At 71.5% G+C, this 20912-nt stretch carries 12 protein-coding genes; 3 read left to right on the top strand and 9 right to left on the bottom strand.

Annotation, left to right across the window (positions count from 1 at the left end):
• The first annotated feature begins 244 nt into the window (after positions 1 to 244).
• On the top strand, positions 245 to 511 hold the full coding sequence (locus IEY89_RS17320) for a chorismate mutase (protein ID WP_189148307.1): 267 nt from the start codon (positions 245 to 247) through the stop codon (positions 509 to 511).
• Positions 512 to 1070: 559 nt separating this feature from the next.
• On the opposite strand, the gene IEY89_RS17315 is transcribed toward IEY89_RS17320, so the two are convergent.
• Positions 1071 to 2219: a hypothetical protein gene (locus tag IEY89_RS17315; protein WP_189148306.1), complete on the bottom strand. Its 1149-nt coding sequence runs from the start codon at positions 2217 to 2219 to the stop codon at positions 1071 to 1073.
• Between the two features lie 200 nt (positions 2220 to 2419).
• Between IEY89_RS17315 and IEY89_RS17310 the strand changes: the two genes are divergently transcribed.
• Positions 2420 to 3457 carry an LAETG motif-containing sortase-dependent surface protein gene (locus tag IEY89_RS17310; RefSeq protein WP_189148305.1) on the top strand — a complete coding sequence of 346 codons (1038 nt, stop codon included), beginning with the start codon at positions 2420 to 2422 and terminating at the stop codon, positions 3455 to 3457.
• Between the two features lie 129 nt (positions 3458 to 3586).
• Here the strand turns inward: IEY89_RS17310 and IEY89_RS17305 are convergent, their stop codons facing one another.
• The 4 genes from IEY89_RS17305 to IEY89_RS17290 all read right to left on the bottom strand — a co-directional run bounded on the left by IEY89_RS17305 (position 3587) and on the right by IEY89_RS17290 (position 10546).
• Positions 3587 to 5380, bottom strand: a complete 1794-nt coding sequence (locus IEY89_RS17305; protein WP_189148304.1) for a GMC family oxidoreductase — start codon at positions 5378 to 5380, stop codon at positions 3587 to 3589.
• A gap of 64 nt (positions 5381 to 5444) precedes the next feature.
• Positions 5445 to 7076, bottom strand: a complete 1632-nt coding sequence (locus IEY89_RS17300; protein WP_189148303.1) for a succinic semialdehyde dehydrogenase — start codon at positions 7074 to 7076, stop codon at positions 5445 to 5447.
• Between the two features lie 213 nt (positions 7077 to 7289).
• Positions 7290 to 9047 carry a serine/threonine-protein kinase gene (locus IEY89_RS17295; protein WP_189148302.1) on the bottom strand — a complete coding sequence of 586 codons (1758 nt, stop codon included), beginning with the start codon at positions 9045 to 9047 and terminating at the stop codon, positions 7290 to 7292.
• The gene (locus IEY89_RS17290; RefSeq protein ID WP_373287253.1) at positions 9044 to 10546 is read right to left on the bottom strand and encodes a diacylglycerol/lipid kinase family protein; all 1503 of its coding nucleotides are present in this window, start codon (positions 10544 to 10546) and stop codon (positions 9044 to 9046) included. The genes IEY89_RS17295 and IEY89_RS17290 overlap by 4 nt, the downstream gene beginning before the upstream one ends.
• A gap of 219 nt (positions 10547 to 10765) precedes the next feature.
• Here IEY89_RS17290 and IEY89_RS17285 point away from each other — a divergent pair, with 219 nt between their 5' ends.
• Positions 10766 to 11707: a hypothetical protein gene (locus IEY89_RS17285; protein ID WP_189148301.1), complete on the top strand. Its 942-nt coding sequence runs from the start codon at positions 10766 to 10768 to the stop codon at positions 11705 to 11707.
• Between the two features lie 42 nt (positions 11708 to 11749).
• On the opposite strand, the gene IEY89_RS17280 is transcribed toward IEY89_RS17285, so the two are convergent.
• The 4 genes from IEY89_RS17280 to IEY89_RS17265 all read right to left on the bottom strand — a co-directional run bounded on the left by IEY89_RS17280 (position 11750) and on the right by IEY89_RS17265 (position 20606).
• Positions 11750 to 13468: a serine/threonine-protein kinase gene (locus tag IEY89_RS17280; RefSeq protein WP_189148300.1), complete on the bottom strand. Its 1719-nt coding sequence runs from the start codon at positions 13466 to 13468 to the stop codon at positions 11750 to 11752.
• A 95-nt stretch (positions 13469 to 13563) separates the two neighbouring features.
• A complete protein-coding gene (locus IEY89_RS17275) occupies positions 13564 to 15219 on the bottom strand; it encodes a serine/threonine-protein kinase (RefSeq protein WP_189148409.1) in 1656 nt (551 codons plus the stop codon).
• A gap of 129 nt (positions 15220 to 15348) precedes the next feature.
• Positions 15349 to 18261 (bottom strand): serine/threonine kinase C-terminal domain-containing protein, encoded by a 2913-nt coding sequence (locus IEY89_RS17270; protein WP_189148299.1) that lies wholly within the window; start codon positions 18259 to 18261, stop codon positions 15349 to 15351.
• 152 nt (positions 18262 to 18413) lie between these two features.
• Positions 18414 to 20606, bottom strand: coding sequence for a serine/threonine-protein kinase (locus IEY89_RS17265; protein ID WP_189148298.1), 2193 nt, complete (start codon positions 20604 to 20606; stop codon positions 18414 to 18416).
• Between the last annotated feature and the right edge of the window lie 306 nt (positions 20607 to 20912).

The raw sequence follows: 20912 nt of genomic DNA, 5'->3' as shown, positions 1-20912 counted from the left end.
GGTGCTGAAAGATCAAGCCCCGGCTTGGAAGGGCACCCCTCTCCGTGCATACTGACCCCCATGCTCACGCACCCGACCTTCCTCTTTACCTATGGCAACCGGCCCACCGGCTGCCATGGTCGTGCTGCTTGAGCAACTGACAAGCGACTTCCCAGGCGCCCCGGGCCGACAAGGCCCGGGGCGCCTGCCGTTTCCGGGTCCTGCCGGTCCGGGGTGCGCCACCCCGTCCGACAAGGAGCCCCGCATGACCATCACCGACGCCGCCGAGGCCACCGAACTGATCGCCGGCGCACGTGAACGCATCGACGCCCTCGACGACCGGATCATTGGTCTCGTCCAGGAACGGATGGCCGTGTCCGCCGTGGTGCAGGAGACGCGCATCGCCTCCGGCGGGCGGCGGGTGAACCTCTCCCGTGAGCTGGAGGTCCTCAGCCACTACCGGGACGCGCTGGGCAGGCCCGGCACCTCCCTCGCGATGACGTTGCTGGAGCTGTGCCGGGGCCGGATCTGAGACCTGGTCCGGGGTCGTAACTGAGTTCGGGCGCCGTCTCACCCGTCCGGCGCGTGACCGCCGTACGCGCTCTTCGTTGGTACCGGTGTCCGTGCCAGCCAGGGGCGGGCCCGCCCGAACCACGCGTGGCTCCAGTGATCGTGACCGGACCGCAGGGGACAGCGGCCCGGTCACCTCCGAGAACGGTCGGTTCCGGGGACGCCCGGGGCCGACCGGCACAGCACAGGCGGACGGCACGGCAGACACCGCACAACGGCCTCAAGAGTACGAGCCCGGGTCAAAAGGTTGCGTACTCGACGGCCTTCCAGCACGATGCAAGAACCATCCCAAGTCCCCTGTCAGGCAAGCGCGTTGTCCCGCGATTCCTGACTGCCATTGGTCCAGACCAGGTGTGCTTCCCGTACGCCGGGCCCCGACCACGGGTACAGACCAACCATGCGGCGCAACCCCCCGGCGCCGCTTCCCCCAGGCACCGGCGCTGCCCTGACGCCGGTGCTGACGGAGAAGGGCCCCGCGGCTCCGCCCCGCGGGGCCCTTTGCCACGCCCGGCGCCCGGGGCTCACGTACGCGTGGCGGTCCCGCACCTTCCGTCGGCCACTTCGTCGCTGCGATCGTAGGGGTCGATGGTGGGGCCGGGGTTGGCACCCGCCGTAGCGGCGTCCGAGTCGAAGTGCGGGTGGAAATAGCCGTCGAACACCTCGCAGTCCGAGTTGCCGAACGAACTGCGGTGGCGCACGACACTGATCTTCCCCGGAGTGACCTGGTACTTGGCCGGGTCGTAGAGCTCGATCTCGAGAACCCGGCGCACGATGGTCCGGGCCACCTCGGTCGCGCCGGCGTCGGCGCGCACCAGTGGGTAGACGAAGGTGTAGTCGGCGTGCACGACGACGGTGTCGCGTTCGCCCGCCTCGAACGTCATCCGCCCGCGGGTCTTGATCACGTGACCGGTCAGGCGCACCTCGGCGGGGTTGAACCGGCTGAACATCGACAGCGGATCATGCTTCTCGTCCGGTCGGCGCAGGGCCGTGTTCAGGTCGCCGAGCAGGTCCTTCTGGGTGGGGTCGATCACCTTGAGCGCGGCTTCGGGGCGCCCTCCGCGCAGGGTGGCGGAGTCGAGGTTCGCAACGATCAGCAGCTGCCTGGTCTGCCGCAGCGCCCGTTCCACCTGGGCCTTCGACAACGAGCCCAGCGCCTTGGCCGGCGGCAGGACGATCCCGGCAGCGCCGTCCGCGTACTGCTCGGCGGGGGATCCGGCGAACGGCCTGGCAAGGGTCGGGACATCCGGGTCCGCCGCCGGCGGCGGAGTGGACGGCGCCGCCGTCTCCTCGGGCAGCGGGGCGGTCCCGGAGGTTCCGTCCGACCGGGCGGAGCCGAAGGGATCACCCGGGAGCAGAGACGGTTTCATGGCCACCACGGCCACGGCGATCGCCAGCGGTACGCCGACCATCACCCACCCGCGTCGACGCCGGACCGCCCGGTCGTTCACCTTCTGCCGCCCGGGGTCGGTGCGCCAGCCCGCGGGCCGCTCGCCGCGCGCGTCCTGCTGGCGCAGCCGTTCGGTGACCATCCGCGCCCGCGCGGACGGTTCCTTCTGCGCGGAGGCACGGATGTCCCGCTCGGTGTCACGGGTGAACTGTTCCCAGACGTCGTCGGGAACCGACGGCTCGAACTCTTCGGACGGCTTGCCGTCGGACTGATTATCAGACACGAGGGATATTTCTAGGTGATCCGAAAGCGGATCCACAACCGGCCCACATCCAAAACCTGGGGGTGGCCCGCATGTGACCCAGCACACATAAATTTTCCGTGAGTGAAGAGCAACCATTCACAGCCACCGCATGTCACACGTTCAGAACCAGGGGCCACGTCCGTGCCCCGCACCTGGATGTCCGAGAGCTCGAGGTCTTCATGAAGCTTCGCCGTGCCATGGCCGCAGCAGCGGCGACAGCTGTCATAGCCCCGCTGGCTTTGCTGTCCGCGCCCACCGCGTTCGCTGACGAGTCGCCCTCGGCATCCCCTGCCGAGACGGCCGTCACCGGGACCCCGTCGCAGACCCCGAGCGACACCGCGTCGGCCACGCCGCCCGACACCGGCCTGCCGTCCGACGTACCGTCGACCAGCGTCCCGCCGAGCGCGACCGCGACCGCCAGCGGCTCCGCTTCGCCCTCTCCGTCGGTCTCCTCGTCGCTCTCCGCCTCCCCCTCGGTCTCCGCCGAGCCGAGCGAGTCGCCGACGGACCCCGACGTCCCGTTCTGCGAGGACCTCGACGAGGACTACAGCGACGCCAAGGTGTCCGCCGACATCAAGGGCCTGCCGGGCAAGATCGTCGCGGGCGACGGGTTCCACGGCTTCGAGCTGGTCGTCACCAACGACTCGGAGGCCGACATCAAGGGTGTCGCCTTCTACGCCGAGATCGAGAACTACGAGTTCGACGAGGCGAAGTTCCTCAGCCCGTACGTCGACCTGGAGTTCAAGAACCCGGAGACCGGCAGCTGGGACCGGATCGGCGACGACGACTGGGCCGGCGACTACTTCTTCTACGTCGACAAGCTGAAGGCCGGGGCGAGCGAGTCCGTCGACCTGCGCGTCAGCATCGACAAGCGGGCCCCCGCGGGCGACGCCTACTCCTTCGGCTCCGGCGCCTACATCGACAACGTCGAAGGCCAGGACTGCATCGCCGAGGGCTGGGCCCAGTACGACTTCGAGGTCCTGAAGTCCGGCTCCGCGAACCCCGACCCGGGTACGGCCACGCCGGGCGACAGCGGCTCCAAGGACCCGGTCCACAAGCCCCAGGGCAGCGTCTCCGACCTGCCGAGCGGCAACCTCGCCGACACCGGCTCCAGTTCGGCCCTGCCGATGATCGGCCTGGTCGGCGGTGTCGCCGTCGTCGCCGGTGCGGGTGCGGTGTTCGCGATGCGTCGCCGGAAGGCGGGCTCGGAGGCGTAATCGGCCTCCCACAAGAACAAGAGAAGGACCTGCGCTCGGAGGGGGGCGCGGGTCCTTCTCTTTGTTTTCGGTCTCTCCACTCCCGGTCTCCTTGCTCCCGGTCTCCTTGTGCGGTTCGGCGCCCGTCCGTTACTTCTTCTCCGGCACCGTCGGCATCCCCAGGAACGGCAGGCGCAGCGCGCCGAACGCCTCCGCCGGGACCGCCGGCGCCTTCGGCTCGACCGGCTGCAGACGCTCGTACGCGGCGCCCTGGGCCGGACGCGGGTCCGCCTCGCCGTTGTTCGGCCAGTACGACATCGCGCGTTCGGCCTGAGCGGTGATCGTGAGGGACGGGTTGACGCCCAGGTTCGCGGAGACCGCGGCGCCGTCGACCACCGAGATACCGGGGTGGCCGTACAGGCGGTGGTACGGGTCGATCACGCCCGTCTCCCGTGAGTCGCCGATCGGACAACCGCCGAGGAAGTGGGCGGTCAGCGGCATGCCCATCAGTTCGCCCACGTTGCTGCCGGCGAAGCCGTTGATCTCCTCGGCGATGGCCGAGGCGCTCTCCGTCGCCGCCCTGATCTGCTTGGGGTTGGGGGAGCCGTGTCCCTGACGGGCCGTCAGGAGGCCTTTGCCCGCGCCCTTCGGCTTCAGATAGGTGGTCAGGGAGTTGTCCAGGGACTGCATCACCAGGCCGATGATGGTCCGCTCCGACCAGTGACGGTTGGAGATCGAGCGGAGGACCAGGAGGGGATGGCGGGCAGCGTTCGCCAGCCAGCCCAGGGCCCTCGACGACCCTTCCGCGTAAGGAACCTGGAGGATCGACAGGCCTCCCATCGAGTTCGAGCCCCTGCCGTAGCGGACCGGTTCGACGTGGGTGTTCTCGTCGGGGTGGATGGAGGAGGTGATGGCGACTCCGCGCGTGAAGTCGACCTTCGTCTCGCCCGTCACCCTGCGGTAGCGGCGGTCGTCGGTCTGGGCGCCGACGAGCGCCTCCGAGTTGGTACGGGTCAGCTCGCCCAACCGGTCGGAGAGGCGCGGGAGTTGACCGCCCGCCTTCATCCGGTGCAGCAGGGTCTGGGTGCCGTACGTGCCGGCCGCGAGGACGACACGTCGGGCCGTGAAGGTGCGTCCTCCGCTCTTCTTCCTGTCAGTGGGGAGCGTGGCGACCGCGTAGCCGCCGCGTGAGTCGTCCGTGACGGACACGACCGTCGTCAGGGGGTGGACGACCGCGCCCGCCTTCTCGGCCAGGTAGAGGTAGTTCTCGTTGAGGGTGTTCTTCGCGCCGTGCCGGCAGCCGGTCATGCACTCTCCGCACTCGGTGCACGCCCTGCGCGTGGGCCCGGCGCCGCCGAAGTAGGGGTCCGGGGCCTGCTCCCCGGGCGCCGCCTTCACCGCGCGCTCCCCTCCCTCTCCGTCCGCTCCGTCTCCGAAGAAGACACCGACCGGCGCCATGTGAAAGGTGTCGCCGACGCCCATCCGCTCGGCCGCCGCCCTGAGGTGGACGTCGGAGGGGGTCATCGTCGGGTTGAGCCGTACGCCGAGCATGCGCCGGGCCTGGTCGTAGTAGGGACGGAGCTCCCCCTGCCAGTCCGTGATGTCTCCCCACTGAGGATCGTCGAAGAACGGCTTCGGCGGTACGTAGAGGGTGTTGGCGTAGTTCAGCGAACCGCCGCCGACACCCGCGCCCGCCAACACCATCACGTTGCCCAGCAGATGGATGCGCTGGATGCCGTACATACCGAGCCTGGGCGCCCAGAGATAGTTCTTCAGGTCCCAGGAGTTCCTGGGGAGCGTGTCGCGCGTGAAGCGGCGGCCCGCCTCCAGCACGCCGACCCGGTACCCCTTCTCGGTCAGGCGCAGGGCGGTGACGGAGCCGCCGAAGCCGGAGCCGACGACGACGACGTCATAGTCGTAGTCGTGATCGCTGTCGTACGACACTTGCTCTCCTCGTTGAGAACACAACTCTTGCCCGGCGCTCAGCCGTTGACGCGGATGGGGGCGTTCAACGCAGGCGGAGCGCCTTCATCACCCGCAGGCTCCTGCTCATGAACTCCGCGTACTTCTCGTCGTCCATGCCCAGGGCCGGGGCCATCGGCAGCAGGCGCTGCTGGGCGATCGTCTGGGCCTCGGTGTACTTGAGGATGCCCTCGGAGCCGTGGCGGCGGCCGAGGCCGGAGTCCTTCATGCCGCCCATGGGCGACTGGACGCTGCCGTACGCGGACGCGTAGCCCTCGTTGACGTTGACCGTGCCGCAGCGCACGCGGGCCGCGACGGCGCGGCCACGGGCGGCGCTCCTCGTCCAGACGGAGGCGTTCAGGCCGTACGGCGTGGAGTTGGCGAGGGCCACCGCCTCGTCGTCCGTCCTGAAGCGGTAGATCGAGACGACCGGGCCGAAGGTCTCCTCCGAGCAGACGGCCATCGGGGTCTCGACGCCGTCGAGGATGGTCGGCTCGTAGAAGTAGGGGCCGATGTCCGGCCGGGCAGTGCCGCCCGCGAGGACCTTCGCGCCCTTCGCTACCGCCTCGTCGACGTGCTTCGTCACCGTCTCCAGCTGGCGTTCACCGACCAGCGAGCCCATGTCGGCGCCGTACGCCAGGGACGTGCCGAGCCGCATCGCCTTCGTACGGGCCGCGAAGCGCTCGACGAACGCGTCCGCGATGGACTCGTGGACGTACAACCGCTCGATGGAGATGCAGAGTTGCCCGGCGGAGGAGAAGCAGGCCCGGACCGCGCCCGCCGCCGCCTTCTCGATGTCGGCGTCCTCCAGGACCAACATGGCGTTCTTGCCGCCGAGTTCGAGCGACACGCCGACCAGACGCGCGGCGGCGCCCTGCGCGACCTCGCGGCCGGTTCGGGTGGAGCCGGTGAAGGAGACGTAGTCGGCGTGCCTGACGACCTCGGGGCCGATGACCGGGCCCTCGCCGAGGACGACCTGGAAGACATCGGCGGGCAGACCCGCCTCGATGAGCAGGTCCCGGGCCCAGAGAGCCGTCAGACAGGTCTCCGTGTCCGGCTTCATCACGACGGCGTTGCCCGCGACGAAGGCCGGGATCGCGTCGCCGACCGACAGCTCCAGCGGGTAGTTCCAGGGGGCGATCTGACCGACCACCCCGCGCGCGTGGCGGAGTTCGGTGACCTTGGTGAGGGTGGGCATCGCACCCGCGTGCCGCTTCGGCTTCAGGTACCTGGGGGCCATGCGGCCGTAGTGGCGGGCGGCCACGGCGACGGCCTGTACCTCCTCGTGGGCGTGCAGGCGGGCCTTGCCGGTCTCCAGCTGGATGAGGTCGAGCACCTCGGCCTGGCGGGCCAGCACCAGGTCGTGGAAGCGGAGCAGCACGGCCGCGCGCTGCCGTACCGGGGTCTGCTCCCAGACGGCCTGGGCCACGCGGGCCCGCGCGTACGCCTTCTCGACGTCCTCGGGGGTGGACTCGGGCAGGTCGGCCAGCTTCTCGCCGGTGAACGGGGTGTGGTTGGCGGTGCGACCGGAGCCGACGACACCCTTGGTGAGCTGGGCGACCAGCTCGGGGGTGACCACGTCGGCGGCGGTGCGGGCGCCTGTGGGCGCGGGTGCCAGGGGGTTCGTACCGGTGGGGGCGTCGGTGCCGGGCTGTACCGGGGCCTGCGTGTCCGTCATGAGCCGCAGGGTATGACGGCTCGGAGGCTTTGGGTACCCATGGGTAACCCGGATTCACCGAGTACGCACACGGCGTCGGCTCTCGGCGGCATGCCGCCAGTGAGCGCTGGCAACGAATCCGCTGATCAGGGCGTTGGGCGTCGCGCGCGCACCCGGATACGGCCCCGGACAGCGGATTGCGTCACTTTTCCGCGGCCGGGAGCCGGCCGGGAGTCAGCTCCTGTCGATTTCGAGCCGGTCGCGCGCGCCCTTGAAGACGTCCATCCCCCGCTTCTCGTCGGGCGTCCCCTTGGGCATGTCGACGCGCAGCTCGTACAGCCTGGCGTCGTCGGTCAGGATCTCCACCTGCATGACCCGGACGAGCCTGCCCTCGGTTTCGTAGGCGGTGTCCGCCTGGACGGCCTCGTAACCGTCGACGGTCGTGTCGGTGTACCGGGTGGTCGACTCGCCGTATCCCGACCAGATCTCGGCGGCCTCCTTCGCCTGGCCCAGCGGTGAACGGGGTGCCTTGTCCCACAGGGTGAGGCGGACCTGGATGGCCTCGTCGTTGTCGTAGAGCGCCATCCGGGGCTGGTCGACGGCATCGCCCTGCTCGTGGAAACGGACGTACTGGCGGGGCAGGGCGAGGACCGCCTTCAGGTCCTTCTCCTCGTGGGCCAGCCAGTTGTCCAGGGTGGGTTCGGGCTCCGGGGTGGGTTCTGCGTCCGAGGTGCCGCGCGCCTCCTCCGCCGCGACCGCCGCGTCCTCGCCGCCGGTCTCGACGGATGCCCCTTGGACCAGCATGCCCACGGCCACCAGCACTACGGCACCGGCCAGAACCGCGAGGACCAGCCGCAGGGGACGCCGGCGACGCGGCGGTTTCGCGGCGGGCAGCGAGGTGGCGCGGGTTTCGGGCGAGGGCTTGGGCACGGCGGCCTCGGGTACCGATGCGCCGGGTACGACCGTCTCCGGCCCGGAAGCGGCGGCGGACGCGGACTCGGGTGTCACACCCTCGGCCTTCAGCCGTACCGTTCCCGAGTCGTCCGCGAACTCCTTTGTCCCGGACGGCTCCTGAGCCGTCGTCAACTCGGCGCGCTCCGGCGCCTTCGGCAGCGGCCAGCCCTTGGCGACCGCTTCCAGGGCGGCGGTGACCTCGTCCACGTCGGGGCGCTCGGCAGGATTTTTCGCCAGCATCCGCACGAGCAACGGGCCGAGTGGGCCGGCCTGTTGGGGCTTGACCGGTTCGGCGGCGAGAATCGCGGCGAGCGTGGACTCCACGGTCGTACGGCGGAAGGGGGACCAGCCCTCGACGGCCGCGTACAGGAGCACGCCGAGCGACCACAGGTCGGAGGGCGGTCCGGCGCCCCGGCCGGCCATGCGCTCGGGTGCGATGAACTCGAGGGAGCCGACGAACTCGCCGCTCATCGTGAGGGATTCCTCGCCCATGATGTGGGCGATGCCGAAGTCGGTGAGGACGACCCGGCCATGCCGGCCGAGCAGCACGTTGGCGGGTTTCACGTCCCGGTGGACGATCCCGACGGAGTGCGCGGCGCGCAGCGCGCCGACCACGGCGAGGCCGATGCGCGCGGACTCGGCGGGCTTGAGGGCGCCACGCTGGAGCACCTCGTGCAGCGACTCGCCGCGCACCAACTCCATGACGATCCAGGGGAGTCCGTCCTCGACGACGACATCGTGGACGGAGACGGCGGAGGGGTGGTCGACGCGCGCGGCGGCCCGTGCCTCCCGGTGGAGGCGGTGGGCGATCCGCTGGTGAGCGGCGTCCCGCGGGTCCCCGGGCAGCCTCGGCTGCTTGACGGCGACCTCACGCTCGACGAGTTCGTCCTGGGCACGCCACACGGTGCCCATGCCGCCGGAACCGATGCGTTCGGTCAGCCGGTACCGGCCACCGACCAGCCGCCCCTCGTCACCTTTGCCGCTCCCATTGCGGTTCCCCCCACCCTGGTGCGCGCCGCCGTCCCCGCCGTTGCTCATGTCCCATCCCTACCCTGCGAGGCCGATGCTTGTCGACGCCGGTCCAGGGCGTCCGTCGTACGGCGGGGCAGTGCCGTACGGCCGACCGTCGCCGCCAGTTTGCGCAGCCGCCGCCAGTCCATGGGGGGCGTCGGGGCGGGCACCCCCGGCCGGTTGCGGGGGACGCGGACGCGCAGGGCGCCCGGTTCGACGCGGCAGCGGACGGGGGTGGGCAGGACGAGTGCCTCGCCGTCAAGACCGACCTCGATCTCGGGCAGGTCCGCGTCGACGACGACCTCGTGGGCGGTGACGACGGTCATGCCGGTGGCGTACCGGCCGAGCAGCAGTTCGGCGGCCTGGGCCGCGTCCTCGACCTTGATGCCGAGCACCCCGAGGAGTCCGGCGTCCAGGCGCTCGCGGCGGCCGAGGCCGGCGAGGTCGTCCATGCGGTACGGGTTGTTGCTGACCAGCACGGCCTGCGGCGCGTGGATGACCGTCTCCCCCGGCTCCGTCCGCGCCTGGGGGTAGGCCCGGGCGGTCAGTGTCGGGCCGCGTTCGAACGTGAGCAGCTCGGGCAGCAGCCCCAGGGTGGTGCCGACCTTGTCGTCGCGGTAGGCGGGGCTCTGCACGATCGAGGCGTACGCGCCGAAGGAGGCGTTGTTGACGAAGGGGCGGCTGTCCGCCGTACCGGCGTCGTCTGCGCCGCCGACACCGTCGATGCCGCTGTCGAGGAAGCCGAGGTCCACCTTCAGCTCGACCCCGCCCGCGTCCGTGAGGGCGTCGAGGCAGGCCGCCGGGTCGTCGCGGTCGAGGCCGAGGTCCATGGCGAAGTGGTTGCGCGTACCGGCGGCCACGACCAGGAAGGGCAGGCCGTGTTCGGCGGCGACACCCGCGACGAGGGCCTGGGTGCCGTCGCCGCCGGCCACGCCGAGCAGATCCGCGCCCGCCGCGACCGCCTCCCGGGCCAGGGCGACGACATCCTCGGGTTCTGGTCTGTCGGAGTTGAGCAGGTACACGCGGGCGCCCAGCAGCTCCGCCTTCTGACGCAGCCGGAAACGCTCGACCTTTCCGTCGCCGGAGCGCGGGTTCATGAGGAGGAAGGGCCGCAGGGGCGCGGGCGACTCGTACTCGGGGACCGCCAGGACGTGGGACCTGGTGCTGCTCAGCGCGAACTTTCCGGCCCACAGGGCGGCGACCCACAGGGCCAGGGAGGCGATCGCCGGCCCCAGCAGGTTGGCGGCGGCGAAGAGGACGACAACGGCGATGGGTGTGGCGACGGCGAGCACCGCTCCGACGCCCCGCACGAGGCCGCGCCGGGCGAGCGCCCACCACAGGCCGGCGGCGGTGAGCACCGCCCCGCCCACACCGAACACCCCGAGCAGCAGGCTGCCCATGCCCGAGTAGCCGATCGGCAGCAGCACGGCCAGCCCGGCGGCTCCGAGCGCACCGCGCGCCGCCCAGCGCTGCCGGGCGTGCGCACGCCCGAACAGCTCGTTGCCCACGCCGGTACCCAGGTCCATGTCGACGTTTTAGCAGAGTTCGTATTCAGCCTGCTCACAGGCGGGACCAAGCGCGTTTCCAGGGTGACCCGGCTCACCTCGCTGAGCAGGATGATCACGGCGCTCTTACCTTGAAGACACGATCGGGTCACGGTATCTTCACGAGCCAGTCGCCACGCATACCCGATTACGGCGCGCGCATTCGCACTTCACATTTCGCACTGTTGGGAGAGCGTGACGATGACCGTGCCCGAAACGAATTCTCTGAGACAGCACGAAACAGAGATACGTCATCACGTCTCACGGGCCGAACTGCGCGGCACCCGGGTGCGGTTGGCCGGGTACGCGTATCTGCGCCGGGTGGAGACGCACGACATCACCACCGAGCTCGTCCTGCGTGAGCGGGAGTCGGGAACCGAGTACCGGCTGCCCGTCGCCCACACCGCGTCCCCGTGCGTCGGCGCCGAGGAGGACGAGGGGCAGTACTCGTACGAGAGGGCCGGATTCGAGGCCGCCTTCGACATCGACTCCGTCGCCGACGGATCGCCCCTCGACGACGGGCTGTGGGACATCTCCCTCGCCGTCGGCGCCCAGGGGCTCACCCGCGAGGTGCGCATAGGCAGCAGCCGGGCCGACCGGCTGCCCGGCCGTCCCGACGTACGGATCACGGAGACCGTACGCGGCCGGCGTGCCGTCACCCTCTACACCACCGTCCCGTACGGCAACTACACGATCGATCTCGGCGAGCGGAAGCATCCGGTGCTGAAGCGGATCACGTTCGGGGACGTCCGCTGGCACGCCGGCCGGCCCACCGAGCTGCTGATCACCGGCCGCTGCACGCTCGGCGCGTACCCGCGCGGGGCGCTGACCGTGCACCTGCGCAACGAGGAGGAGCCGGGCACCACGGTGGTCTTCACCGCCGTACGGCCCCCGCACGGCGAGCAGTTCAGCGTCCAGGTGCCCGTCGCCGAGCTGGGGCCGGGCGTGTGGAGCGGTGAACTCCGGCTCGGGGAGAGGGTGTTGCCTTTGCCGCCGCTACCGAAAGGTCTGGGCGCGGTCAAGTGGTGGCGCCGTAGCGGGCTTTGGTACGCGAAGGCGGCTTCCCGTCCCGGCGGGGGGTTCGCCCTGCGGGTGGGCAGGACCGGGAAAAGGGGACTTGTCAGGGCGGCTGTCCGCTTGTGAAATCGCCACCCCATCACTTTGTCGCTTTCCGTTGCTTTCCGGTCAGCCGGCCGTGACGAAGGTGTCCAGGGCGACATCGAAATACTCCTTCGCCTCCCGCACCTTGCCGACGGGCGCCGACACCCACACGTCGTACATCCGCCCGCCCTCCTCCCAGCACAGGTCATAGGTGTGCCGTGGCCCCTCGGCCGCACTGAAGCCGTCCCAGGTGAACTCCCATAGTGCAGCGACCTGTTGGGCGTGCACGGTCGCGGTGACCCGCCCGTCGCGGTAACCCGGGTTCGTGGAGGACCCGTTGGCGTCCGCCCGCTCCATCACCGCGAGCGGGCCCCCCGGTTGAGGGTCGAGGATCTTGATCCCGAGGCGGAAAGTCTCCCCCGGTGAAACATAGAAGACGCGCTCCTTCTGCTCGGAACGCGTGAAGCCGTCCGGGACGGCGAGCGAGAAACCGCGCGGGTCGTGGGCGAGGCGGTAGCCGGAGGGAGCGGTCGGGGCAGAAGGGGACGGCCCGGCAGTGCCCCGCGTTCCCTCGGTCGCACCGGGCGACACCGTCGACGTAACGGGCGACCCCCCTGCCGTACCGGGTGCCACCCCCGTTCTGCTGGGCGACACCTCTGTCGCCCCCGACCCCGTTGCCGACACCGTCGCCGTCGCCGTGTCCTTCGGCGTGCCGCCCCCGCCGTCCTCCGAGTTCAGCAGCAGCGCCGCCGCGGACACCCCGGCCCCGGCCAGCGCCGCGACCAGCACCGCGGCGATGAGCGCGGCCCGCCCCGAGGCCCGCGGCGACTGGTCCGCCGTACGGGAGGAAGCATTGCGGGAGGAGGCCTTGCGGAGCGAGATCGTCGGCGTCGCCTCCCGGCCGCCGGATTCCTCGCGTCGCTGGCTCTGCTGCCGGCCCGGCGTGTACGCGGCCGACAGTTTCGGGGTACGCCCGGTCGCCCGGAACGCCCGCAGCATCCGTTCCGCCTCCGCCGCGTCGAGGCGCCGCTCCGGATCGCGCTCCAGGAGGCCCCGGACGACGGGCAGAAGCGGCGCGGCCTGCGCCGGTGGCCTTACCTCGTCGATCACGACGGCGTGCAGGATGCCGCCCAACGAGTCACGCCTGAACGGTGATTCACCGCTCAGGGCCGTGCAGAGCAGCGCGCCGAGCGACCACAGGTCGGACTCCGGCCCGGTCCTGACCCCCGACATCCGCTCGGGCGCGGTGTACTCGGGCGAGCCCACGAAGGAGCCGCTCTCGGTGAGCGTCGTCGCGCCCGCGACCTGGGCGATGCCGAAGTCGGTGAGGACGATCCGGTCGGTGGCGTCCTCAAGGAGCACGTTCGCGGGCTTGACGTCCCGGTGCAGGACGCCGGCGGCATGCGCCGTACCCAGGGCGCCGAGCAGGGCGATGCCGATCCGGGCGGCCTCGTCGGCGTCGACGGGGCCGCGCCGGGAGATCCGGTCGGCGAGCGAGCCGCCGTCGATCAACTCCATGACGATGTACGGGCGTTCGTCATCCTCGACGACGTCGTGCACGACGATGATGTGCGGGTGGTGCAACTGGGCGACCGCACGCGCCTCGCGCAGGCTGCGGTCGCGCCGCAGCCGGGCCTCGTCCGTCGCGAGGGAGGTGTCCTGCGTCAACTCCTTGACCGCGACCCGCCGTTCGAGCAGCTGGTCCGTCGCCCGCCAGACGACACCCATACCGCCACGGCCGAGCCTCGTCTCCAGGCGGTACCGCCCGGCGATCAGTCGGAAGCTCTCCCCCTCGGTCCCCATGCGCCTCATCATGCCGCACCGGACGGCGGGACTCCGGGACGGTGCGCGGCGGATGACCGACAACCGCCGTCCCAGGCCGCTGGGCAGCGGACCGGTCAGCCGGAGTTCGGCCGCCACCCTCGCATCACCACGGTGAACTGCTCGCTCGCGGTCGCCCAGTCGGCCGCCGGAGCGGACATGTAGATCACGTACTCGGCTCCGTCCAGGCCGAGATACGCCTGCTCGGCGGCCCGCCGGGGCCCCGGGAACTCCGAGTCCTTGGCCAGGGCGGTCCAGGTGAAGTCCCAGAGTGCGCCCTTGCGGTCGCGGTAGACGTTCGACTCCAGGCTCACCCTCCGGTACTCGCTGAGCCGCTTGAGCTGCCGTTCCAGGTCGAGCAGATGGAGGTAGGGGTCGTCGAAGTCCGGGGACTCGTCGATGGCGATGCGCAGGAAGTGCTCGCCGCCGTCGGGCGAGTAGTCGATCTGGCCGTTCTCCTCCGTCCGCGTCCACCCCTTGGGCAGCGGGAGGCTGAAACCCGCTGGATCCTCGACCCGTGCCCAGCCCTCCGGCACGGAGGGAGCAGCGGCAACACCGGAAGGACTGACAGACGCGGAGGCGGAGGCGGAAGCAGAGGCAGAGCGTGAGGCGGACGGGGCGGACGGGGAGGCCGGGGAGGCGGAACCGACCGTCCGCGGCCCCTGGTTCCACTGGTGCAGCGCGACCGCTCCGCCCCCGGCGGCGAGCACGACCAGCGCGGCGACGAGGGCGATCGTACGGCCCCGGCGGCGCGGCCTGCCCGGAGCGGCGGGCCCGGCGACGGTCCCCTGCTGCGCGGTGGCGGAGCCGACCGCCGCTGCCGCCCCGCCTATCCGGAAGGTTCCGACCTCCCCCTCCGCGGGCGAACGCACCGTCCCGACGTGCTGCGTCGGCACGTACTGCTGGGCCGCGCGGGGCCGTCGCCCCTCCGCCGCCTCCGCGAGCATCTGCTCGGCCTCGGCCGCTGTGGGCCGTACGGCGGGATCCTTGAGGAGCAGCGCCGTGATGACGGGTCCGAGCGGACCGGCGTACCGCGGCTCGGCGGGCTCGTCCTCGACGACCGCCTGCATGGTGGTCAGCGGGGAGGTGCGGCGGAACGGGGACCGGCCCTCGACGGCCGTGTACAGCGTGGCGCCGAGCGCCCACAGGTCGGAGGACGGTCCGGGGTCCTCACCGCGCAGCCGTTCCGGGGCGAGGTAGTCGACCGACCCGACGATCTCTCCGGTCCGGGTGATGGTCGTGTCCCCCTCGACCTGGGCTATGCCGAAGTCCGTGAGCAGCACACGGCCGTCCTGGGAGAGGAGCACGTTGCCGGGCTTGACGTCCCGGTGCAGTACGCCTGCGGCATGCGCGGCGGTCAGCGCGCGCAGCACCCACAGTCCGACCCGGGCCGCCTCGCGCGGCTCGACGCGCCCGGCCTCCTTGACCGCGTCGGCCAGCGAGTTGCCCTCGACCAGCTCCATCACGATCCACGGCCGGCCGTCGTGGTCGAGCACGTCGTGCAGGGTGACGACGGCGGAGTGGTTGATCCGCGCCGCGGCGCGCGCCTCGGCCCGCGTACGGGCGAGCAGCACGGCCTTCTCGCTCTCGGACACATACAGCGCGGCCGTCAACTCCTTGACGGCGACAGCACGGTGCAGCAACTCGTCGTGCGCGCGCCACACCCGGCCCATGCCACCGCTGCCGATGACGTCGACGAGCCGGTAGCGGCCCGCGAGGAGCTGGCCCTGCATCTGATTCACGTTTCCCCGCAATGGTCTTGACAGGGGCAAGACTAAGGAGCGCCCTCGCCGGACGGAACCGCAGGGGGCCATACGGGGACGGCACTGTGACGGATCTGCCCGCCGGGCAGGACCCCACGGTCAGCCGGTGGGCTGATAGGTCGCCGCCGCCTGCTCGTACAGCCGGGTCACCTCGTCCCGCTCGGCCTCCGGCCCGCGCATCTGAACCACGTGGTACCGGCCGTCGACGACGATCGCGAGATTGCGTACGAACACCTCGCTGCCGGAGCTGTTCTGCCAGGTGAACTGCCCCTCGGCCATGGTCCGTCCGCCTACCTCGATGGTCCGCATCCCGCTGGACGTGGCCCAGGTGGAGTCGCGGAACGGCTGCAACTCGTACTCCCGCTCCCGCTGGTACGCCATCGGATCGGCGCCGTACGCCTTGGTGGTGTCCCGGCCCGGTACGACGATGAGCTCGAACGAGCCGTGCGAGTACACGACTTGGCCGCGCCCGTTCCTGCCCGTCCGGTCCCAGCCGTTGGCCACGGCGACGCGGAAGCCCGCGGGGTCGGTGCGCACGGTGAAACCGGCGGCGACATCGGGCCCGTCGGCCGGCGGCGACTCGGACGACGACGAACCGGCCGACGGGGAAGTGCCGTTGCCCTTTCCGCCATCGGGCGAGGTCTGCTCGGGCCGCGGTTCACTGCTCGCGTCCGGATTGTCGGCCGACTGCTCCGGCGCCGCGCTCACCTCGCCGGCGGAACCCGTCCGCTCCCCGTCCTGTGCTCCGTCGCTGCCGGCCTTCGGCATGAAGAACATGGCGTACGCGATTGCCGCGGCCAGCGCGAGCAGTATCAGGAGGAGCAGGTTGCGGCCCAGTTTGCGGGGCGCCCGCTGTTCCTGCCTGCCCCGCTTGTGGCGGCCGTGCGGACCGGTCGCGGGCAGCCCTGCCCGGCGCCTGCGCACCAGCTCGCCCCTGCGCCGCACGATCGGCAGCCGGCGCGGATCCGTGGGCGGCGCGGCGACGACGTGCGCACCGGCCTCCGGCTCCGGCGCCGAGCGGACTAGGGAGCGCAGCCAGCCGTTCAGCTCCTCGAAGCCGAGGCGCTCGGTGGGGTCCTGGCGCAGCAGCGACTCCACGACGGGCCTGAGCGGCCCGCACTCCTCCGCGAAGGCGGGCGGCTCGGCACACACCAGCTGCACCAGCTCGGCGGTCGACTCCTCGGGGTAGGGCGCATGCCCCTGGACGGCCCTGAAGAGCAGCGCGCCGAGCGCCCACAGGTCGGTCGCGGGACCGATGGGCGCGGCCAGCTGCCAGTTCTCGTGCACCGGCCCGGCCTGCTCGGGCGCCCACCGCTCGGTCACCGCCCCGACAACAGCCATCCGTGCCTGCCGCGCCCGCTCGGCGGCCAGCGCGGTGGCCGGCCCACGCCTGGGGGCATCGGCGACGGCCCTGTCGTCCCAACGGCCCGGCGGCCGGCCTGGGGCGTGGTCCTCCGGCGAGGGCTGGCCCTGAGGGTGGGCGTTGGTGTGGGTGAGCGGGCGGGGCTGCTGGTGCGGAACACTGTCGGCGACGCCGCCCGGCGCTGCGCCGCTTCCTGCGGCGGACAGTGTGGTCCGCGCCTGTCCGGCGTGCCCGACCTGCGGGCCGTGCCCGGCAACCCCGGTCGCGGGGGCGACGCCGTTCCAGGCGGTCGCGTTGCGCACGCCGTAGGGGTCTGCGATCTGTCCCGGAGGCGGAGTGGCCGGGCCCCGCTCCACACCGGTGCCGTACGCGCCGCCACCGCCACCCGTGTCGCCGGCCGCCTCGATCGAAGGCCGGGCGCCGGGCAGCGCGGTACGGCCGCTCTGCTCTGCCTCCTGAACCCGGGCCGCGGCACGGGCTCCCGCCCGATACGCGGCGATCGCCCCGGCCCGCGCCGCCCGGATGTCCCCCCCGGTCTCCAACGCCTGCCGCTCACCCCCGGTGGAGCCCGAGTTGCTCCCGTCGACGCCGGCCCCGGGCACCCCTCCCCCGGTCCGCGCCTCGATGGCGGCACGCCGGGCAGCCTCGGGATCCGCCCCGGAATCCCCGGCGAACGTACCCCCGCCGGCCCCGTAACTCCCGCCGGGACGGCCCTGGCCCCCGGCCCCGCCGCCGGTCAGGCCCTGCGGCCTCGCCACGCCCGGCCCGCCCGCCGACGAAGCCGGTGACTGCCCGTACCCACCGCCCGCGCCACGACCGCCCGCCGAACCCGCACCGGAGCGCGCCTCGATGGCGGCACGCCGGGCAGCCTCTGGGTCCCCGGCGAACGTACCCCCGGTAACGCCGTAGCCCTCCCCAGAATGACCCACACCACCACGGCCACCGGGCCCCGGAGCGCCAACTGCGGCGCTCGCGCCGCCTATGGGCTTCGCGTCCTCCGGCGCCCCGGCCGTCCCCTGCGTGTCCCGGCCGGGTACCGGGTCGTATCCGCACAGCGCCTCTTCGGCCGCCCCGGCCGCCAGCCCGGTGAGCATCACGCGCCCGTCGTCGCAGACGAGCACCGTGCGCTCGGTGATGTTGCGGTGCACCCAGCCGTGGGCGTGCAGCACCCGCAGGGCCATGAGGACGTCGGCGGCGACCTCGGCCGCGCGGTACGGGGTCAGCGGCTTCTCGGCGAGCAGCGACTCCAGTGACCGGGCCGGCACCAGTTCACTCACTATCCACAGCGAGCCACCCTGCGCGAACACGTCGAAGACCTGGTCGAGCCGTGGGTGATCAGGGATGGACGCGGCGGCCTGCGCGGCCTCGATGGCACGCCGTACGGTCGGATCGCTGGGTCGGCGGGAGGCCGCGGACCGCGTGGCAGCGCCCCGTGCCCGACGCCCCTCCCGCGCCACGAAACCGTCTGGCAGCCCGTCCGCGTCGAGCACCTCGGCCTCGACGACTTCGGGCAACGGCACCTGCCTGACCAGGACTTCCTGTCCGCTGTACGTGTCGAAGGCCCGGGCTTCGCGCTGTTCGAATTCATCGGACGGCGGCAGCGGCAGGCGGTAGCGGTCGGCGAGTACCCGCCCCGCATATTCCTCCACGATGCCTCCCCCGACCGTCCCGCTGCTCAATTCCGTTCGCCTTACGTCCCGTTCTGCATGCGTACGGTCCGCAACAACTCACGATACGTGCCGGAGGCAACTCGCAAAGAGGGGATTCGAGATCTCACGGCCTCAACTCGGAAGCGCGGGCATCACGATTTCGGCTCGAACGTCTCCGTGAAGGTCCGCCATGTCTCCTTGCGCAGCCCACTGTCCCAATTCGACGCTTTCGCCGTGTACATGAGCCCATATCCGAGTTGGTCGTGGACGACGAACCCCCGGTCCACCGACCGGTACTTCGTCCCGCCCTCCGTGTAGGTGAACTCCCAGTCGGCCGTGTTCCAGCCTCGGTAGTCCACCTTCTCTATTCGGATCCGGTCGTACTGCGAACGCGTCATGTACTGCTCTTGGTTCTTCCAGTCAGCCACGGGATCGCTCTTGGGCGTGGTGGTCCACCCAACGAGCAGTTTCTGCCCGTCAGGCCCCGCGAATCGGGCCCCCGCGGCTCCCGTGGACTCGTACTTCCACCCGGCGGGCAGTCCGATGGAGAACCCCTGCCCGTTCGTGTGCGTGGACACACCCGCGGACTCACCGGACGCAGTCGCCGACGCAGTGGGCGAGGTCCCCGAACCCGCTACCGTGCCCGAGCCGGTCCCCGCCTCCGCGCTTTTCGTGGGGTCGGCGCTCTGCCCACCGTCCGTACGGGTGCCCTCGTCCTTGTCCTCCTTGGTCTCGGCGGAGGCGGAGGACGTGGACGTCACCTTGTCCCCGCCGCTCTTCTCCCCGCCGGCGGAGCTGTCGGTGGACTTGTCACCCCCGAGCACGAGGGCCAGCACCACGCCGAGCACGATGACCGCGACGACCACCGCGATGATCACCAGCGTGCGTTTCGGCACCACGTCGGTGATAGGCGCCCTGGGCACGGACCGAGGTGGCAGATCCGGCGGCGGCACCACAGGCCACCCCGAGCTCCGCCCGTCGGTGCCGGAATTACCGCCCCGCGCCCCGCCGTCCCGAGCCTGACCGTCCCGAGCGCCTGGAACAACGGCCCCCTGAACAGTGCCCCCGGCCGGCTTCCCGGCTTCCGCCACACCGCTGCTCTTCACAGCCTCGTCCGCCGTACCGGCGGCAGCCACACTCCCGGAGACCGCGGTCTCCGAGATCGCGGTCTCGGAGGCCGCAACCTTCGCACCCGCTCCGGCCCCGGCCGCTCGCCCGTCCTCGGCGGAACCGGCAGCCCCGGCAGAGTCGGCGGACTTCGTACGCACCGCCGCCCCCGCCCCCGCTCCCGCCGCGACGGCTGCCTTCTTCACGGACCGGAACGCCCCCCGGAACCGCTCGCCGGCGTCCTCGCCCCGCTTGCCCGCGGAGCCCGAGTCGGCCGAACTCCCGCTCTCCGTGCCCTTGTCCGCCCGCTTGGTCGTGCCGGGGACGGGCGGCAACGGCACGACCTTGGTTACGTCAACCGGCTCCGGCTCGGCCTGCTTGCGCTGGGGTGCGTGGATCACCGCGTTGAGCATCGTGCGCGCACCGGCGTCGTCGAGCCGCTTGGCGGGATCCTTGGTGAGCAGTCCGTAGATCACGTCCCTCAGCGGGCCCGCGTTCTTCGGCTCCTCCAGCTGCTCCGTCATCACGGCGGTCAGCGTCGCGATCGCGGACCCCTTGTCGTACGGCGGCACACCCTCGACCGACGCGTACAGCAGACCGCCGAGTGACCAGAGGTCGGCAGCCGGGCCGGGCTTGTGGCCACGGGCCCGCTCCGGCGAGATGTAGGAGGGAGCGCCGACGAGCATGCCGGTCGAGGTGATCGACGGGTCGCCCTCGACCTGCGCGATACCGAAGTCGGTGAGGACGACCCGGCCGTCCTCCGACATCAGCACGTTCGACGGCTTCACGTCGCGGTGCAGGATGCCCTCGCGATGCGCGGACCGAAGCACGTCGAGAATCGCGAGGCCCACCTCGGCCGCTCGCCGCGGCTCCAGCAGCCCGTCCTCACGGATGACCTCGGCGAGCGACTTGCCCTCGACGAGTTCCATCACGATCCACGGCCGGTCGTCCTCCTCGACCACGTCGAAGACGGTGACGGCGCTGTTGTTGCGGATCCGCGCGATCGCCTTGGCCTCGCGCAGCGTCCGCGTGATCAGCCGCCGCTTCTCCTCCTCGTCGATGCTCCCCGGAAACCGCAGCTCCTTGACGGCGACCGTCCGGCCGAGGGTCTCGTCCTCCGCCCGCCAGACGGTACCCATGCCGCCGCGGCCGAGGACTCCTCCCAGCCGGTACCGTCCGGCGAGGAGACGCTCACTCCTGTCCTGACGGGATGCTCCCGTCCGCTCCGCCTCCGACATGCGTCCCCTCATGCAACCCGCCCTGACAGAGCCTCCATTGTCCCTCACCCGACAACCGGCCGGTGCCCCGGGTGCCCCTCGGGACGGACGGCGGCCTGTGGGAAGGGAGACCGCGTGAAGCGAGCGATCCGCCGTCCTACCTGCTGTCACTGCTTTCCCCCCTCCCGAACGAACACGGACGCGAGCGCGGACCCCGCCCTCGAACCGGCCCCGCTCGCCGCCGAGTTCTGCCCGCGCACCCCGTAGAACGGACGGGTGCCGAGCAAAGATCCCAGCTCACGACACCCGTTCGAGTGATGGTCAGGA

The organism is Streptomyces lacrimifluminis (assembly GCF_014646095.1).
GTDB lineage: Bacteria > Actinomycetota > Actinomycetes > Streptomycetales > Streptomycetaceae > Streptomyces > Streptomyces lacrimifluminis.
Note: the sequence above shows the minus strand (reverse complement) of the source record. Positions and strands in the feature narration are given on the sequence as shown.

Coding starts and splice junctions, on each gene's coding strand:
- IEY89_RS17275 (WP_189148409.1), bottom strand. CDS start 15,219: ATGCAGGGCCAGCTCCTCGCGGGCCGCTACCGGCTCGTCGACGTCATC.
- IEY89_RS17285 (WP_189148301.1), top strand. CDS start 10,766: ATGACCGTGCCCGAAACGAATTCTCTGAGACAGCACGAAACAGAGATA.
- IEY89_RS17320 (WP_189148307.1), top strand. CDS start 245: ATGACCATCACCGACGCCGCCGAGGCCACCGAACTGATCGCCGGCGCA.
- IEY89_RS17300 (WP_189148303.1), bottom strand. CDS start 7,076: ATGACGGACACGCAGGCCCCGGTACAGCCCGGCACCGACGCCCCCACC.
- IEY89_RS17310 (WP_189148305.1), top strand. CDS start 2,420: ATGAAGCTTCGCCGTGCCATGGCCGCAGCAGCGGCGACAGCTGTCATA.
- IEY89_RS17265 (WP_189148298.1), bottom strand. CDS start 20,606: ATGTCGGAGGCGGAGCGGACGGGAGCATCCCGTCAGGACAGGAGTGAG.
- IEY89_RS17295 (WP_189148302.1), bottom strand. CDS start 9,047: ATGAGCAACGGCGGGGACGGCGGCGCGCACCAGGGTGGGGGGAACCGC.
- IEY89_RS17290 (WP_373287253.1), bottom strand. CDS start 10,546: ATGGACCTGGGTACCGGCGTGGGCAACGAGCTGTTCGGGCGTGCGCAC.
- IEY89_RS17280 (WP_189148300.1), bottom strand. CDS start 13,468: ATGGGGACCGAGGGGGAGAGCTTCCGACTGATCGCCGGGCGGTACCGC.